General features: G+C 40.6%; 19 protein-coding genes, 1 tRNA gene and 1 other RNA gene. 20 read left to right on the top strand and 1 reads right to left on the bottom strand.

Going from position 1 to position 13913, the window contains the following annotated elements:
- Window positions 1-82 precede the first annotated feature (82 nt).
- From ACIY14_RS06505 to ACIY14_RS06455, 11 genes are all read left to right on the top strand, one after another.
- Window positions 83-156: transfer RNA gene (locus tag ACIY14_RS06505), tRNA-Asn, on the top strand.
- Window positions 157-374: 218 nt separating this feature from the next.
- Window positions 375-611: a sigma(X)-activator ComW gene (gene comW / locus ACIY14_RS06500; protein WP_409001994.1), complete on the top strand. Its 237-nt coding sequence runs from the start codon at window positions 375-377 to the stop codon at window positions 609-611.
- A gap of 241 nt (window positions 612-852) precedes the next feature.
- On the top strand, window positions 853-2139 hold the full coding sequence (locus tag ACIY14_RS06495; RefSeq protein ID WP_409001997.1) for an adenylosuccinate synthase: 1287 nt from the start codon (window positions 853-855) through the stop codon (window positions 2137-2139).
- A gap of 200 nt (window positions 2140-2339) precedes the next feature.
- On the top strand, window positions 2340-2807 hold the full coding sequence (gene tadA, locus ACIY14_RS06490; RefSeq protein WP_409001993.1) for a tRNA adenosine(34) deaminase TadA: 468 nt from the start codon (window positions 2340-2342) through the stop codon (window positions 2805-2807).
- Between the two features lie 32 nt (window positions 2808-2839).
- An RNA gene (gene ffs, locus ACIY14_RS06485) (signal recognition particle sRNA small type) lies at window positions 2840-2939 on the top strand.
- 54 nt (window positions 2940-2993) lie between these two features.
- A complete protein-coding gene (locus tag ACIY14_RS06480; RefSeq protein ID WP_409001992.1) occupies window positions 2994-3437 on the top strand; it encodes a dUTP diphosphatase in 444 nt (147 codons plus the stop codon).
- Window position 3438: 1 nt separating this feature from the next.
- Entirely contained in the window at window positions 3439-3978 is a 540-nt protein-coding gene (locus tag ACIY14_RS06475; protein ID WP_409001996.1) for a histidine phosphatase family protein, read from the top strand.
- A gap of 13 nt (window positions 3979-3991) precedes the next feature.
- Window positions 3992-5353, top strand: a complete 1362-nt coding sequence (gene radA / locus ACIY14_RS06470) for a DNA repair protein RadA (protein ID WP_409001995.1) — start codon at window positions 3992-3994, stop codon at window positions 5351-5353.
- A 72-nt stretch (window positions 5354-5425) separates the two neighbouring features.
- Window positions 5426-5920 carry a beta-class carbonic anhydrase gene (locus ACIY14_RS06465; protein ID WP_409001991.1) on the top strand — a complete coding sequence of 165 codons (495 nt, stop codon included), beginning with the start codon at window positions 5426-5428 and terminating at the stop codon, window positions 5918-5920.
- 214 nt (window positions 5921-6134) lie between these two features.
- Window positions 6135-7103, top strand: a complete 969-nt coding sequence (locus ACIY14_RS06460) for a ribose-phosphate diphosphokinase (protein ID WP_084933666.1) — start codon at window positions 6135-6137, stop codon at window positions 7101-7103.
- Window positions 7104-7223: 120 nt separating this feature from the next.
- Window positions 7224-7661, top strand: a complete 438-nt coding sequence (locus ACIY14_RS06455; protein WP_409001990.1) for a CoA-binding protein — start codon at window positions 7224-7226, stop codon at window positions 7659-7661.
- Between the two features lie 27 nt (window positions 7662-7688).
- Here the strand turns inward: ACIY14_RS06455 and ACIY14_RS06450 are convergent, their stop codons facing one another.
- Window positions 7689-8699, bottom strand: coding sequence for a YeiH family protein (locus ACIY14_RS06450; protein WP_409001989.1), 1011 nt, complete (start codon window positions 8697-8699; stop codon window positions 7689-7691).
- Window positions 8700-8847: 148 nt separating this feature from the next.
- Between ACIY14_RS06450 and ACIY14_RS06445 the strand changes: the two genes are divergently transcribed.
- The 9 genes from ACIY14_RS06445 to ACIY14_RS06405 all read left to right on the top strand — a co-directional run bounded on the left by ACIY14_RS06445 (window position 8848) and on the right by ACIY14_RS06405 (window position 13503).
- Window positions 8848-10017 (top strand): pyridoxal phosphate-dependent aminotransferase, encoded by a 1170-nt coding sequence (locus ACIY14_RS06445; RefSeq protein ID WP_009729541.1) that lies wholly within the window; start codon window positions 8848-8850, stop codon window positions 10015-10017.
- Window positions 10014-10784, top strand: a complete 771-nt coding sequence (gene recO, locus ACIY14_RS06440) for a DNA repair protein RecO (RefSeq protein WP_000616151.1) — start codon at window positions 10014-10016, stop codon at window positions 10782-10784. The genes ACIY14_RS06445 and recO overlap by 4 nt, the downstream gene beginning before the upstream one ends.
- Window positions 10781-11773 (top strand): phosphate acyltransferase PlsX, encoded by a 993-nt coding sequence (gene plsX, locus ACIY14_RS06435; protein ID WP_409001988.1) that lies wholly within the window; start codon window positions 10781-10783, stop codon window positions 11771-11773. The genes recO and plsX overlap by 4 nt, the downstream gene beginning before the upstream one ends.
- A 5-nt stretch (window positions 11774-11778) precedes the next feature.
- On the top strand, window positions 11779-12015 hold the full coding sequence (locus ACIY14_RS06430) for an acyl carrier protein (protein ID WP_000136441.1): 237 nt from the start codon (window positions 11779-11781) through the stop codon (window positions 12013-12015).
- A 434-nt stretch (window positions 12016-12449) separates the two neighbouring features.
- Window positions 12450-12647, top strand: coding sequence for a class IIb bacteriocin, lactobin A/cerein 7B family (locus tag ACIY14_RS06425; protein WP_213988818.1), 198 nt, complete (start codon window positions 12450-12452; stop codon window positions 12645-12647).
- A 14-nt stretch (window positions 12648-12661) separates the two neighbouring features.
- Window positions 12662-12868, top strand: coding sequence for a bacteriocin immunity protein (locus ACIY14_RS06420; RefSeq protein ID WP_409001987.1), 207 nt, complete (start codon window positions 12662-12664; stop codon window positions 12866-12868).
- Window positions 12861-13016 carry a smi_0061 family bacteriocin-like peptide gene (locus ACIY14_RS06415; protein WP_000357247.1) on the top strand — a complete coding sequence of 52 codons (156 nt, stop codon included), beginning with the start codon at window positions 12861-12863 and terminating at the stop codon, window positions 13014-13016. The genes ACIY14_RS06420 and ACIY14_RS06415 overlap by 8 nt, the downstream gene beginning before the upstream one ends.
- Before the next feature lie 3 nt (window positions 13017-13019).
- Window positions 13020-13235, top strand: coding sequence for a bacteriocin immunity protein (locus ACIY14_RS06410; RefSeq protein ID WP_409001986.1), 216 nt, complete (start codon window positions 13020-13022; stop codon window positions 13233-13235).
- Between the two features lie 79 nt (window positions 13236-13314).
- Window positions 13315-13503 (top strand): hypothetical protein, encoded by a 189-nt coding sequence (locus ACIY14_RS06405; RefSeq protein WP_409001985.1) that lies wholly within the window; start codon window positions 13315-13317, stop codon window positions 13501-13503.
- The last annotated feature ends 410 nt before the right edge of the window (window positions 13504-13913 follow it).

The following is a 13913-nucleotide window of genomic DNA, read 5'->3' as shown; positions in this document are numbered from 1 at the left end:
CCGAACACAGCAGTTAAGCCCTAGAACGCCGGAAGTAGTTGGGGGTTGCCCCCTGTGAGATATGGAAGTCGCTTAGCTTTTATCCGCCATAGCTCAGTTGGTAGTAGCGCATGACTGTTAATCATGATGTCGTAGGTTCGAGTCCTACTGGCGGAGTATAAATCGAAACGTTCAATTGAGCGTTTTTTTATATGATAAATTGTAAAATATAGTGGACTGTTGAAATTTCAAATTTTATTTTTTAAATCTATAATTACCTCTTTATTTTATTTTTAGTTCGTTTAGCTTTAAATTCTTCTTTTATAGGATTTGAAGCTTTTTTAGTTCCTTTTTTTTGTTAGACTAGTGTTAGTAATAAGAAAGGGAATTTTTATATGCTTCAGAAATTTTATGATCGAGCATTTGTCTTTTTGAAATTAGTTGAACAAGAATATGCCTCTTTAGGCCAGAGTTGTGCTGAGTGGGAATCACTTCATCTTCGGTTTTTACTATATTACTTAATCCGATTTAAAATAAAAAGTGATAGAGACTTTTCTCTATATCACTTTAGAACAGCTTATCGTCTATATCTAGATAAATTCCTGCAAGGTGGTACAACTCTCATCCAATAAGAAACTCATAAATTATATATCACGAACAATAATCTGTATTGATTTTATATATTTAGGATTTTGTTTAATTTTTAAGGTTTTGAATTTTGTTATTTACAGAAATTCCAAATCTTTTCTACTGTTTCTTCTTGATAAAAAAGTGTTTTTTTCTTATAATAAGTTGTAAGATATAATTGCGGGTGAAATTCCTGCCATGTATATGAGAAAGGACGAGCTCCTAGCAGCTCAGACGAATTTTATTATGACTTCAGTTGTTGTTGTAGGTACCCAATGGGGTGATGAAGGTAAAGGGAAAATTACAGATTTTCTTTCAGCTAATGCAGAGGTAATTGCTCGTTATCAAGGTGGTGATAATGCAGGTCACACCATTGTTATTGATGGTAAAAAGTTTAAGTTGCACTTGATTCCATCTGGAATTTTCTTCCCTGAAAAAATTTCAGTTATTGGAAACGGTATGGTTGTAAACCCTAAATCTCTTGTGAAAGAGTTGAGCTATCTTCATGATGAAGGTGTGACAACTGATAACTTGCGTATTTCTGATCGTGCGCATGTTATTTTGCCTTACCACATTGAGTTGGATCGCTTGCAAGAAGAAGCTAAGGGTGATAATAAGATTGGTACTACAATAAAGGGAATTGGTCCAGCATATATGGACAAAGCTGCTCGTGTTGGAATTCGTATTGCGGATCTTTTGGATAAAGAGATTTTTCGTGAGCGTTTAGAACGCAATCTTGCGGAAAAGAATCGTTTGTTTGAAAAATTATATGATAGTGAACCTATTTCATTCGATGATATTTTTGAAGAATATTATGAATATGGGCAACAAATTAAACAATATGTGACAGATACTTCTGTTATCTTGAACGATGCGCTTGATAATGGCAAACGTGTGCTTTTTGAAGGTGCACAAGGTGTTATGTTGGATATTGACCAAGGGACTTATCCATTTGTTACTTCTTCAAACCCTGTCGCTGGTGGTGTGACAATTGGGTCTGGTGTTGGTCCAAGTAAGATTGACAAGGTTGTAGGTGTTTGTAAAGCCTATACGAGTCGTGTAGGTGACGGACCTTTCCCAACTGAGTTGTTTGATGAAGTGGGAGATCGTATCCGTGAAGTAGGTCATGAATATGGTACAACAACTGGCCGTCCACGTCGTGTAGGTTGGTTTGACTCAGTTGTGATGCGTCATAGCCGCCGTGTATCTGGGATTACAAATCTTTCATTGAACTCTATTGATGTTTTGAGTGGTTTGGATACAGTTAAAATCTGTGTGGCCTATGATCTTGATGGTCAACGTATTGACTACTATCCAGCTAGTCTTGAACAGTTGAAACGTTGCAAACCTATCTACGAAGAGTTACCAGGCTGGTCAGAAGACATTACTGGAGTTCGTAATTTGGAAGATCTTCCTGAGAATGCACGTAACTATGTTCGTCGTGTAAGCGAGTTGGTTGGTGTTCGTATCTCAACCTTCTCAGTAGGTCCTGGTCGTGAACAAACTAATATTTTAGAAAGTGTTTGGTCATAGGAGATTTTTAAGATTAGTTTAAGACAGATTGGGTATACTATAGACAGTTACAAGAAGACCTCCTAACTTGTTGTAACAAATATCCTAAACTTTTCTTTTTCATAATAATCTCCCTATTAAGTCACCCCATTGGGTGGCTTTTTTTGTGTTGAGAATCATGATATAATAATAAAATCGACAAGTAGGAAAAGAGAAGAACGATGAATTATACAGTTGAAGAAAAAGAAGCCTTTATGGGAGAGGCTTTGAGAGAGGCTGAGATTGCTTTAGAACACGATGAAATTCCAATTGGTTGTGTGATTGTCAAGGATGGAGAAATCATTGGGAGGGGGCATAATGCGCGCGAGGAGTTGCAACGGGCGGTCATGCATGCAGAAATCATGGCTATAGAGAATGCGAATGTGAGTGAAGAGAGCTGGCGTTTACTAGATTGCACCCTTTTTGTAACCATAGAGCCCTGTGTGATGTGTAGCGGGGCGATTGGGCTTGCCCGTATTCCAAACGTAGTTTACGGGGCTAAAAACCAGAAATTTGGTGCAGCTGGAAGTCTGTACGATATTTTGACAGATGAGCGTCTCAATCATCGTGTAGAGGTAGAAACGGGAATTTTGGAAGATGACTGTGCAGCGATTATGCAGGACTTTTTCCGAAATCGACGGAAAAAATAATTTCTCTTTAAAAACCGAGGGGAATGTGGTATAATAAACAGTGGAGCAACAGTTCTGCGTGAAGCGGGTCAGGGGAGGAATCCAGCAGCCCTAAGCGAGTGTGAATTGTGTGCTCTTTTTTCGTGCTTTTTTCGAATAAATAAGATAAAATAGCCTAGAATAAATGATTATAGAAAAGAGAAAAATATGAAAATTCGTGGTTTTGAATTGGTTTCGAGTTTTACTGATAAAAATTTACTACCGAAGCGTGAGACAGCTCACGCGGCTGGTTACGACTTAAAGGTTGCGGAACGCACCGTGATTGCGCCAGGAGAGATTGTTTTGGTTCCGACAGGTGTTAAGGCCTACATGCAGCCGACAGAAGTGCTCTATCTCTATGACCGTTCATCAAACCCTCGCAAGAAGGGTCTGGTCTTGATCAACTCTGTTGGCGTTATTGATGGGGATTATTATGGAAATCCTGGAAATGAGGGACATATCTTTGCGCAGATGAAAAACATTACTGACCAGGAAGTGGTTCTTGAAGTTGGGGAACGTGTGGTTCAGGCTGTTTTTGTACCATTTTTAATCGCAGATGGAGACGAGGCAGATGGCGTGCGAACTGGTGGATTTGGATCGACAGGGCATTAAGATGAAGATTATCTTTGTACGTCACGGGGAGCCAGATTATAGTATACTTGATAAACTTGAAAATCCGCGACTCTATAGTGGTTTTGGTCGTGATTTAGCACCATTGACAGAAAAAGGTCGCAGTCTGGCAAAAGAAGTTGCTAAAACTGCATGTTTTGGAAAGGCAGAGATTATTATTTCATCGTCTGTGACGAGGGCTTTAGAAACAGCCCATTATATAGCGGTTGAAACAGGATTGGACTTATTTGTGGAGCCGTTTTTTCATGAGTGGCGTCCAGACTTAGATGGTACTAACTCTGATTTAACTAGTGTATTGGTAGCTCATGAATATTATCTAAAACATCAAGGAGGTTTATCTGAAGATTCCCCTTGTCGCTATGAAACTGCTCTGGAGATGCGTCATCGTTTTTTAAGAACTTTGGAAAAATATAAAAATTATAAAACTATTATCATTGTAACTCACGGAATGCTCATGCGCCAATTTGTACCAGACGAGAAGATTAATTTTTGCCAAGTGATTGAATGTGAGATAGAAATTTAGAAAGAGGTTTATCATCGCAAAGAAAAAAACGACATTTGTGTGTCAAAATTGTGCTTATAACTCCCCAAAATACCTAGGACGCTGTCCAAACTGTGGATCTTGGTCTTCTTTTGTCGAGAAAGTTGAGGTTTCTGAGGTCAAGAATGCGCGTGTGTCTTTGACAGGTGAGAAAACCAAGCCCATGAAACTGGCTGAGGTGACTTCAATCAATGTCAATCGAACCAAGACGGAGATGGAGGAATTCAATCGTGTACTTGGAGGCGGAGTGGTACCAGGAAGTCTCGTCCTTATCGGTGGGGATCCAGGAATCGGGAAATCAACCCTTCTATTACAAGTATCGACTCAGCTGTCCCAAGTGGGGACCGTTCTCTATGCCAGTGGGGAGGAGTCTGCCCAGCAGATTAAGTTACGAGCAGAGCGCTTGGGAGATATTGATAGTGAGTTTTATCTCTATGCAGAGACCAATATGCAGAGTGTTCGCGCAGAAGTAGAAAGAATTCAGCCAGACTTCCTCATTATTGACTCCATCCAGACTATTATGTCTCCTGAAATTTCAGGAGTGCAGGGGTCTGTGTCTCAGGTGCGTGAGGTGACCGCTGAGCTCATGCAGCTGGCAAAGACTAATAACATTGCTATCTTTATCGTAGGGCATGTGACCAAGGAAGGGACCTTGGCTGGTCCGCGTATGTTGGAGCATATGGTAGATACGGTGCTTTACTTTGAAGGAGAACGCCACCATACCTTCCGTATCTTGAGAGCAGTCAAAAACCGTTTTGGATCCACTAATGAGATTGGCATCTTTGAGATGCAGTCGGGCGGATTGGTTGAGGTGCTCAATCCGAGTCAAGTTTTCCTAGAGGAGCGTTTGGATGGGGCTACTGGCTCGTCAATCGTTGTGACCATGGAAGGGACCCGTCCGATTTTGGCGGAGGTTCAGGCTTTGGTGACACCGACCATGTTTGGAAATGCCAAGCGTACGACGACAGGACTTGATTTCAATCGTGCGAGTCTGATTATGGCTGTTTTGGAAAAACGAGCAGGGCTTCTCTTGCAAAATCAGGATGCCTATCTCAAATCTGCTGGCGGTGTCAAATTGGATGAGCCTGCCATTGACTTAGCCGTTGCAGTGGCTATTGCCTCTAGTTACAAGGACAAGCCTACCAATCCTCAGGAATGTTTTGTTGGTGAACTGGGCTTGACTGGAGAAATTCGGCGTGTGAATCGTATCGAACAACGTATCAATGAAGCGGCAAAACTGGGTTTTACCAAGATTTATGTACCCAAGAATTCCTTGACAGGAATCACTCCGCCTAAGGAAATTCAGGTCATTGGAGTGACAACGATTCAGGAAGTTTTGAAAAGGGTCTTTGCATAATCCGTGACAAATCCTCTTAAAAATGATAAGATAGGAGAAATATTTAATTATCAAATTTTTGAGGAGGGAATCGTGTCGTATTTTGAACAGTTTATGAAAGCCAATCAGGCTTATGTTGCCCTACATGGGCAGTTAAATTTGCCACTTAAACCGAAAACCAGAGTAGCTATCGTGACCTGCATGGACTCGCGTCTACACGTTGCGCAAGCTTTAGGTTTGGCCCTTGGGGATGCCCATATCCTACGAAATGCTGGCGGTAGAGTAACAGAGGACATGATTCGTTCGCTGGTGATTTCCCAGCAACAAATGGGGACAAGAGAAATCGTGGTGCTTCACCATACAGACTGTGGAGCTCAAACCTTTCAAAATGAAAGTTTTCATGAACATTTAAAACACGAGCTCGGAGTTGATGTATCTGACCAAGATTTTTTACCATTCCAGGATGTTGAAGAGAGTGTGAGAGAGGATATGGAATTGCTTCGAGAATCTCCACTGATTCCTGATGATGTGGTTATTTCAGGTGCTGTCTATGATGTGGATACAGGAAGTATGAGAGAAGTATACTAACTTTGTCTCGAAAAAATTTCATCCTAGCATAAAATCGATTGTTAAAATGTAGGATTTTTAGTTTTAATATAGCTAATATAAAATAGTATAAAACAAGGGTATAAATGTTTGCTCTTGTTTTATTTTTGATTGAAAAATAAAGGAAAAAGCGCTACAATGGTAAATGGAAAATGTTGTGTAAAAAACAAGTGATACATAAATACCGGAGGAAATCATGTCTTTTTCTGATTTAAAGCTGTTTGCCCTTTCTTCTAATAGAGAATTGGCAGAGCGTGTGGCGCAAGAAATTGGGATAGAGTTGGGGAAATCGACTGTTCGCCAATTTTCAGATGGGGAGATTCAGGTCAACATCGAAGAATCAATCCGTGGAAAACACGTCTTTATCCTACAATCAACGAGTTCACCTGTAAATGATAATTTACTTGAAATTTTGATTATGGTGGACGCATTGAAGCGTGCTAGTGCAGAATCTGTCAACGTTGTCATGCCTTACTATGGGTATGCACGTCAGGATAGAAAAGCAAGAGCGCGTGAGCCAATCACTTCAAAGCTTGTCGCAAATATGCTAGAAGTGGCTGGGGTAGATCGTTTGTTGACGATTGATTTGCACGCCGCGCAGATTCAGGGATTCTTTGATATTCCTGTAGATCACTTGATGGGTGCTCCTTTGATTGCGGACTATTTTGAACGCCGTGGCATGGTTGGCTCTGACTACGTGGTTGTCAGTCCAGACCATGGTGGGGTGACTCGTGCTCGTAAGTTGGCAGAGTTTTTGAAAACTCCGATTGCGATTATTGACAAACGCCGTAGTGTAGACAAGATGAATACCAGTGAAGTGATGAATATCATTGGTAAAGTAGAAGGTAAGACTTGTATCTTGATTGACGATATGATTGATACAGCTGGAACTATTTGTCATGCGGCGGATGCTCTTGCTGAAGCAGGTGCTGTTGAAGTTTACGCAAGCTGTACGCACCCAGTTCTTTCAGGGCCAGCTATGGACAATATCCAAAAATCAGCTATTAAAAAATTGGTTGTTTTAGATACTATCTACCTACCAGAAGAGCGTTTGATTGATAAGATTGAACAGATCTCTATTGCTCATCTCTTAGGCGATGCCATTGTACGTATCCACGAAAAACGTCCTCTTTCTCCATTATTTAGTATCGAGAAAAAAATCTAAACTTTCACTTGAAATAGATCGTTCTCCTAGCAGGTTTCTTTTCTTGCTAGGAGATTTTTTGTAGTCAAAATCTGCAAGCCTTTTCAAAATATGCTATACTGAGAAAAAAGGAGAATTTCTATGAGTCAAGAATTTATCAATCCAAGTGATGGTGTGATTCGTCAGTATCTTACAACCAGTAAAACGTTAGCAGTAGTGGGCTTGTCCGATCGTGAGGAAACAACTAGTAATCGAGTGACCAAGGAAATGCAAGCTCGGGGCTATAAAATCATTCCAGTTAATCCCAAGGCTGCAGGTGGGGAAATCTTGGGAGAAAAGGCTTATACGAGTCTAGCTGAGATTCCTTTTCCTGTGGATATTGTCAATGTATACCGACGGAGCGAGTTTTTGCCAGATGTGGCGCGTGATTTTCTCAAGGCTGATGCCAAGATTTTTTGGGCGCAATTAGGACTTGAAAATCTAGAAGCGGAAGAAATCTTGCGTGCTGGAGGATGCGATGACATCGTGATGAATCGCTGTATCAAGAGAGAACATACTCGCTTAATTCTTGAGCAATAAAAAGGTAGCCATGGGCTACCTTTTGTATTATAAAGTACCAATCAATGCTTGCATACCAAGACTGGTGAGGATGATGGCAATCCAGCAAAGAGCTCCGAGGACAATAGATTTACCACTGGATCTAACCATGGCAATTAGATTGGTTTTGAGACCGATAGCACTCATGGCCATGATGATAAAGAATTTAGAGAGTTGTTTGAGAGGGGTAAAGAAACTACTGGACACACCAAGAGAGGTAAGTAGAGTCGTTAAGAGAGAGGCTAGGATAAAATAAAGGATAAAAAGTGGGAAAACTTTTTTCAGTTGTACGCCTTGTTTATTTTCTTGCTGGCGACTTTGCCAGTAGGAGAGAAAGAGCGTAATAGGAATGATCGCTAAGGTGCGCGTGAGTTTAACAATGGTTGCAGACTCGAGGGTATTGGTCTGATAAAGACTGTCCCAAGCACTAGCTGTGGCCGTTACAGAAGAAGTATCATTGACCGCAGTTCCTGCAAAGAGAGCAAAGCCGTCATTGGATAGATGAAGCCAGGTTCCTAGAGTTGGAAAGATGAGCGCAGCCAAGATATTGAAGAAAAAGATAACGGAAATGGCTTGGGCGACTTCCTTTTCCTTAGCATGGATAACAGGCGCTGTCGCCGCAATGGCAGAACCTCCACAGATCGAAGACCCCACTCCAATCAAGGTAGCTAGTTTTGTGTCTAGTGCAAAGAAACGCTGGAAGAGGTAGGCGACGATTAAGGAAATCGAAATGGTGGAAAGGATGACAGGGAGTGAAGTTTGTCCGACTGCAAAGACTTGCGAGATATTGAGACCAAAACCAAGCAAGATGACGGCATACTGGAGTAATTTTTTGGAACTAAAGGTCAAACCTGCATCTAGTTGTTTGTAGGGCGAGAGCCAGGGGTGTAGGAGCATTCCTATAAAGATTGCAAAAACGGGTGCACCCACGACGGGGAAAAGTCCTCCTATAAACCAAGAAATGATAGAAATGAGAAGGCAGGTGAAGATGCCTGCTCCATTTTTTGATAGAAATGACATAAAAACCTCCAATCATAATCTGTTACCATTATAGACTTGTAAACAGGAAAAGTAAAATAGAAAGTGAAAAGTCATTCTATAATGTATTTTTGCGGTCGGGGGGCTTTTGTAGTATAATAGAGATACGTTTTGAGAGTAGGAGGTATCTATGGACTTAACCAAGCGCTTTAATAAACAGTTAGACAAGATTCAAGTTTCCTTGATTCGCCAGTTTGATCAGGCTATTTCTGAGATTCCTGGGGTCTTGCGTTTGACCTTGGGGGAACCTGATTTTACAACGCCAGATCATGTCAAGGAGGCAGCCAAGCGAGCCATTGATCAGAACCAATCCTACTATACAGGGATGAGTGGTCTGTTAACATTACGTCAGGCAGCCAGTGATTTTGTAAAAGAAAAATACCAGCTAGATTACAATCCTGAAAATGAAATCTTGGTTACAATTGGAGCGACAGAGGCTTTATCTGCTACTTTGACAGCTATTTTGGAAGAGGGAGATAAGGTGCTCTTGCCAGCTCCTGCCTATCCAGGTTATGAGCCAATTGTCAATCTAGTTGGGGCAGAGGTTGTCGAGATTGATACGACTGAAAATGGTTTTGTCTTGACCCCTGAAATGTTGGAAAAGGCCATTTTGGAGCAAGGCGACAAGCTCAAGGCTGTCATTCTCAACTATCCGGCTAATCCGACAGGAATTACCTATAGTCGGGAGCAGTTGGAAGCCTTGGCAGATGTTTTACGCAAGTATGAGATTTTTGTTGTCTGTGATGAGGTTTACTCGGAATTGACCTATACAGGGCAAGCCCATGTATCTCTGGGAACGATGCTGAGAGACCAGGCTATTATTATTAATGGCTTGTCTAAATCGCATGCTATGACTGGTTGGCGTTTAGGCTTCATCTTTGCTCCTGCAGCTTTCACAGCTCAGTTAATCAAGAGTCACCAATATTTGGTTACTGCCGCAAACACTATGGCTCAACATGCTGCGGTGGAGGCTTTGACCGCTGGTAAAAACGACGCAGAGCCTATGAAGAAGGAATACATCCAGCGTCGGGATTATATTATTGAGAAGATGACTAATCTTGGTTTTGAGATTATCAAACCAGACGGTGCCTTCTATATCTTTGCTAAGATTCCAGCAGGTTACAATCAAGACTCCTTTGCTTTTCTGAAGGATTTTGCCCAGAAGAAGGCTGTTGCCTTTATTCCGGGTGCTGCTTTTGGTCAGTATGGAGAAGGCTATGTGCGTCTGTCTTATGCAGCCAGCATGGAAACGATCAGAGAGGCTATGAAACGACTTGAGGAGTACATGAGAGAAGCATGATTCAGTCTATCACGAGTCAAGGCTTGGTGCTCTACAATCGTAATTTTCGTGAGGATGACAAGTTAGTCAAGATTTTTACCGAGCAGGCTGGGAAGCGCATGTTTTTCGTCAAACACGCTGGCCAGTCCAAACTAGCTCCGGTTATTCAGCCCTTGGTGTTGGCACGATTTCTCTTGCGAATCAATGATGATGGGCTCAGCTATATCGAGGACTACCATGAGGTGATGACCTTTTCAAAGATTAATAGCGATCTCTTTGTCATGGCCTATGCGACCTACGTAGCAGCTCTTGCAGATGCTAGTTTGCAGGATAACCAGCAGGATGCTCCCTTGTTTGCTTTTTTGCAAAAGACTTTGGAGTTGATGGAAGAGGGTTTGGATTATCAGGTTTTGACCAATATTTTTGAAATTCAAATCTTGACCCGATTTGGGATTAGCCTTAATTTTAATGAGTGTGTCTTTTGCCATCGGGTCGGTCAGGCTTTTGACTTTTCTTTTAAATATGGAGCCTGCCTCTGCCCAGAGCATTATCATGAAGATGAGAGACGTTGTCATCTGAATCCCAATATCCCTTATCTACTTAATCAATTTCAAGCTATTGATTTTGAGACCTTGGAGACTATTTCGCTCAAGCCTGAAATTAAGCAAGACTTGCGCAAGTTTATAGACCAAATCTACGAAGAGTATGTTGGAATTCACCTAAAATCAAAGAAATTTATTGATTCCCTAGCAGACTGGGGACAATTACTAAAAGAGGAAGACAAATGAAAAAAATTGCAGTAGATGCTATGGGGGGCGATTATGCACCTCAAGCTATCGTTGAGGGTGTCAATCAAGCCCTTGCTGACTTTTCAGATATTGAGGTTCAACTCTATGGAGACGAAAGCAAAATCAAGCAATATCTAACAGCGACAGAACGCGTCAGCATTATCCATACGGATGAGAAGATTGATTTTGATGATGAGCCGACAAAAGCTATTCGTAAGAAAAAAAATGCCAGTATGGTATTAGCGGCTAAGGCAGTCAAAGAAGGAGAGGCAGACGCTGTCCTCTCGGCTGGGAATACAGGTGCCTTGTTGGCTGCAGGATTCTTCATTGTCGGTCGTATCAAGAATATCGACCGTCCTGGACTCATGTCGACCTTACCGACCATTGATGGCAAAGGCTTTGACATGCTAGACCTTGGAGCCAATGCAGAAAATACAGCTCATCATCTGCACCAATACGCTGTTTTGGGTTCCTTTTACGCGAAAAATGTTCGTGGGATTTCGAAACCACGTGTTGGTTTGCTCAATAATGGAACAGAAAGTAGCAAGGGTGATCCTCTTCGTAAGGAAACCTACGCCTTGCTAGCAGCGGATGAAAGCTTGAATTTTGTCGGAAACGTGGAAGCGCGTGATTTGATGAATGGCGTTGCGGATGTTGTTGTGGCAGATGGTTTCACGGGAAACGCTGTGCTCAAATCTATTGAAGGGACAGCCATGGGTATTATGGGCTTGCTTAAGACAGCTATCACAGGTGGTGGTATTCGAGCGAAACTAGGTGCTCTTCTTCTCAAGGATAGCCTTAGAGATTTGAAAAAGCAACTCAACTATTCAGATGTTGGTGGAGCGGTCTTGTTTGGTGTTAAGGCACCGGTTGTCAAGACTCATGGCTCAAGTGATGCCAAGGCTGTGTATAGTACGATTCGCCAGATTCGTACTATGCTAGAAACAGACGTAGTTGCCCAGACTGCGCGTGAATTTTCAGGAGAATAAAAAAGATGACAGAAAAAGAAATTTTTGACCGTATTGTAACCATTATCCAAGAGCGACAGGGAGAGGACTTTGTCGTAACAGAGGCCTTGAGTTTGAAAGATGACCTAGATGCGGACTCAGTGGATTTGATGGAGTTCGTCTTGACACTAGAAGATGAATTCGGAATTGAAATCAGTGATGAGGAAATTGACCAACTGCAAAGTGTAGGAGATGTGGTAGCAGTTGTCAAAAGTAAAGAATAGCAAAAAGCAACATGATTTGCATGTTGCTTTTTTGTTTGCAGAAAAAAGAAAAATTTTTAGTAGAAATTGCGAATAAAGAGATGAGAAAGATAAAAGGAGGAATGTTTATGTATGTGACCGGTTTTTATCCGTGGTTCATTAAGTGGTTTTTAAAATAAAAATGAATGAGTTGCTCATTTTCGAATTGTTTTTCGAATAGATAGGTAAGAAGAAAAGGAAGGAGACTACGCGATGTATTTACCAATCTTATTGCCATGGTTTATCAAATGGTATTTAAAATAAATGAATTTACCTGTTCATTTTAGATCACTTCTCGAATAGATAAGTGAGAAGAACAGGAAGAAAAAAAGATTTCAGTAATTTATCCAATCTGGCTATTTAAGTGGCTTAGAGGTTAAAGATTAGATATATAGAAAAAAATAAGGAGAAAAAAGATGACAAACTTTGACAAAATGGAACAGAACTTTGCAGCTCTTACAGAAGAAGAGTTGACGGATGTGAATGGGGGGATTGCACCGATTGTTATTGGCGGGGTAGTTATTAGTTGGAAATTAATTGGAGGTGTGGCAGCGCTTGCTACAGCTACAGCAGGTGCAGGAGTTGCGGCAGGTTATTATGCTAATCGGCCATAACATTGGAGTCTGAGATGAAAATCATACAATTGATACTGAAATATTGGCCAGAATTGACTGTATTATTCAGCTCGATGGTTTATATAAGTATTAGAGTAGTGGCTGATGTAAACAAAATAAACCTACCTATATGGTTTGAATATTTTGATATACCAACGATTTCATTATTTTTGATGACATTTATTTTAATATATAGAAATGAAGGAGAAGAGAATGGATAAATTTCAAGTAATTGATGAGAAAGACTTGCAAGCAATCGAAGGAGGAATTGAGCCTATTTCGATTATATTTGGTCTAAGTGCTATTGCATTCAGCGCATTTGGGGCTGGTTACAAATTTGGTTCAGATTTGGCTCGTCGCGGGCGTTAGGTAATGAACAATCACAACCTTAATCTCAATACATTATTACCCAAACTAGCCACTGTATTTCCCTTGTTGGCAATCGGCCTTCATCTCGCGCTTCATGTGATTCGTACAGGTTCATTAGTATCCTTTGATTGGCAATGGACTGTAGTTGGCTTGCTTGCTTCGGGTTATTTTGGTATTTTTTGCAAAGATTTGTCAAAAAATAATCAAAACTATAAATGATGAATCTGAATCAAAAGGATTTTGCGTATGTAAATGGCGGAGTTTTTCCGCCTTTCTTTTCAGGTAAATAGGAGTTACTATGAAACAATTCTTATTAGGACTTGCTGAGGGGTATTTTGTCGTATCGATCATTCTTTATATCGCAACGTATTTGATTATGAAAAATCCGATCAATACCCTGTTTTATCCAGAAACCTATCCAATTCTGCTTGGTCTGTTTTATGTAGGATACAGGTACAAAACAAAAGAAAGTACGATTGGAAATTGATTGACCGTCAGATTGGAGTTTGGGATGAAAGTTGTTCAATTACTACGAAAAGCTTGGCCAGAGACCACTGTATTGTTTAGCTCGATAGCTTATCTAATGATTAGAATCGTAGCTGATGTAAACAAACTGAATCTACCTATATGGTTTGAATATTTTGATATACCTATGATTTCATTATTCTTGATGACTTTTATCTTACTTTATAAAAGTAAAGAAAATATCATTTCAGAATAGTTCATTTGTAGGTATTCGTTTTTTAGCGGTTTCTTTAAGCAGGCAGAACTTTCGTTCTGCTTTTTTACATTTAAATGATAGTTTATGCTTTTTAAAGTGCGTTTTAGGCGTAAAAATAGTTTATTCAGGAATAATTTCCTAGTTTCATCCTTATTTAGTTAAAATAATCTTACAAA

This window comes from Streptococcus sp. ST16, assembly GCF_046098135.1.
Taxonomy (GTDB): domain Bacteria; phylum Bacillota; class Bacilli; order Lactobacillales; family Streptococcaceae; genus Streptococcus.
This window is presented reverse-complemented; position numbering and strand designations above follow the sequence as displayed.

What these genes read in the sequence shown, in the direction of transcription:
- ACIY14_RS06445 (WP_009729541.1), top strand. Translation starts at nt 8,848, where the DNA reads ATGGACTTAACCAAGCGCTTTAATAAACAGTTAGACAAGATTCAAGTT.
- ACIY14_RS06460 (WP_084933666.1), top strand. Translation starts at nt 6,135, where the DNA reads ATGTCTTTTTCTGATTTAAAGCTGTTTGCCCTTTCTTCTAATAGAGAA.
- ACIY14_RS06495 (WP_409001997.1), top strand. Translation starts at nt 853, where the DNA reads ATGACTTCAGTTGTTGTTGTAGGTACCCAATGGGGTGATGAAGGTAAA.
- recO (WP_000616151.1), top strand. Translation starts at nt 10,014, where the DNA reads ATGATTCAGTCTATCACGAGTCAAGGCTTGGTGCTCTACAATCGTAAT.
- ACIY14_RS06420 (WP_409001987.1), top strand. Translation starts at nt 12,662, where the DNA reads ATGAAAATCATACAATTGATACTGAAATATTGGCCAGAATTGACTGTA.
- comW (WP_409001994.1), top strand. Translation starts at nt 375, where the DNA reads ATGCTTCAGAAATTTTATGATCGAGCATTTGTCTTTTTGAAATTAGTT.
- ACIY14_RS06475 (WP_409001996.1), top strand. Translation starts at nt 3,439, where the DNA reads ATGAAGATTATCTTTGTACGTCACGGGGAGCCAGATTATAGTATACTT.
- ACIY14_RS06480 (WP_409001992.1), top strand. Translation starts at nt 2,994, where the DNA reads ATGAAAATTCGTGGTTTTGAATTGGTTTCGAGTTTTACTGATAAAAAT.
- ACIY14_RS06455 (WP_409001990.1), top strand. Translation starts at nt 7,224, where the DNA reads ATGAGTCAAGAATTTATCAATCCAAGTGATGGTGTGATTCGTCAGTAT.
- ACIY14_RS06425 (WP_213988818.1), top strand. Translation starts at nt 12,450, where the DNA reads ATGACAAACTTTGACAAAATGGAACAGAACTTTGCAGCTCTTACAGAA.
- ACIY14_RS06410 (WP_409001986.1), top strand. Translation starts at nt 13,020, where the DNA reads ATGAACAATCACAACCTTAATCTCAATACATTATTACCCAAACTAGCC.
- plsX (WP_409001988.1), top strand. Translation starts at nt 10,781, where the DNA reads ATGAAAAAAATTGCAGTAGATGCTATGGGGGGCGATTATGCACCTCAA.
- ACIY14_RS06430 (WP_000136441.1), top strand. Translation starts at nt 11,779, where the DNA reads ATGACAGAAAAAGAAATTTTTGACCGTATTGTAACCATTATCCAAGAG.
- ACIY14_RS06405 (WP_409001985.1), top strand. Translation starts at nt 13,315, where the DNA reads ATGAAACAATTCTTATTAGGACTTGCTGAGGGGTATTTTGTCGTATCG.
- ACIY14_RS06450 (WP_409001989.1), bottom strand. Translation starts at nt 8,699, where the DNA reads ATGTCATTTCTATCAAAAAATGGAGCAGGCATCTTCACCTGCCTTCTC.
- ACIY14_RS06415 (WP_000357247.1), top strand. Translation starts at nt 12,861, where the DNA reads ATGGATAAATTTCAAGTAATTGATGAGAAAGACTTGCAAGCAATCGAA.
- tadA (WP_409001993.1), top strand. Translation starts at nt 2,340, where the DNA reads ATGAATTATACAGTTGAAGAAAAAGAAGCCTTTATGGGAGAGGCTTTG.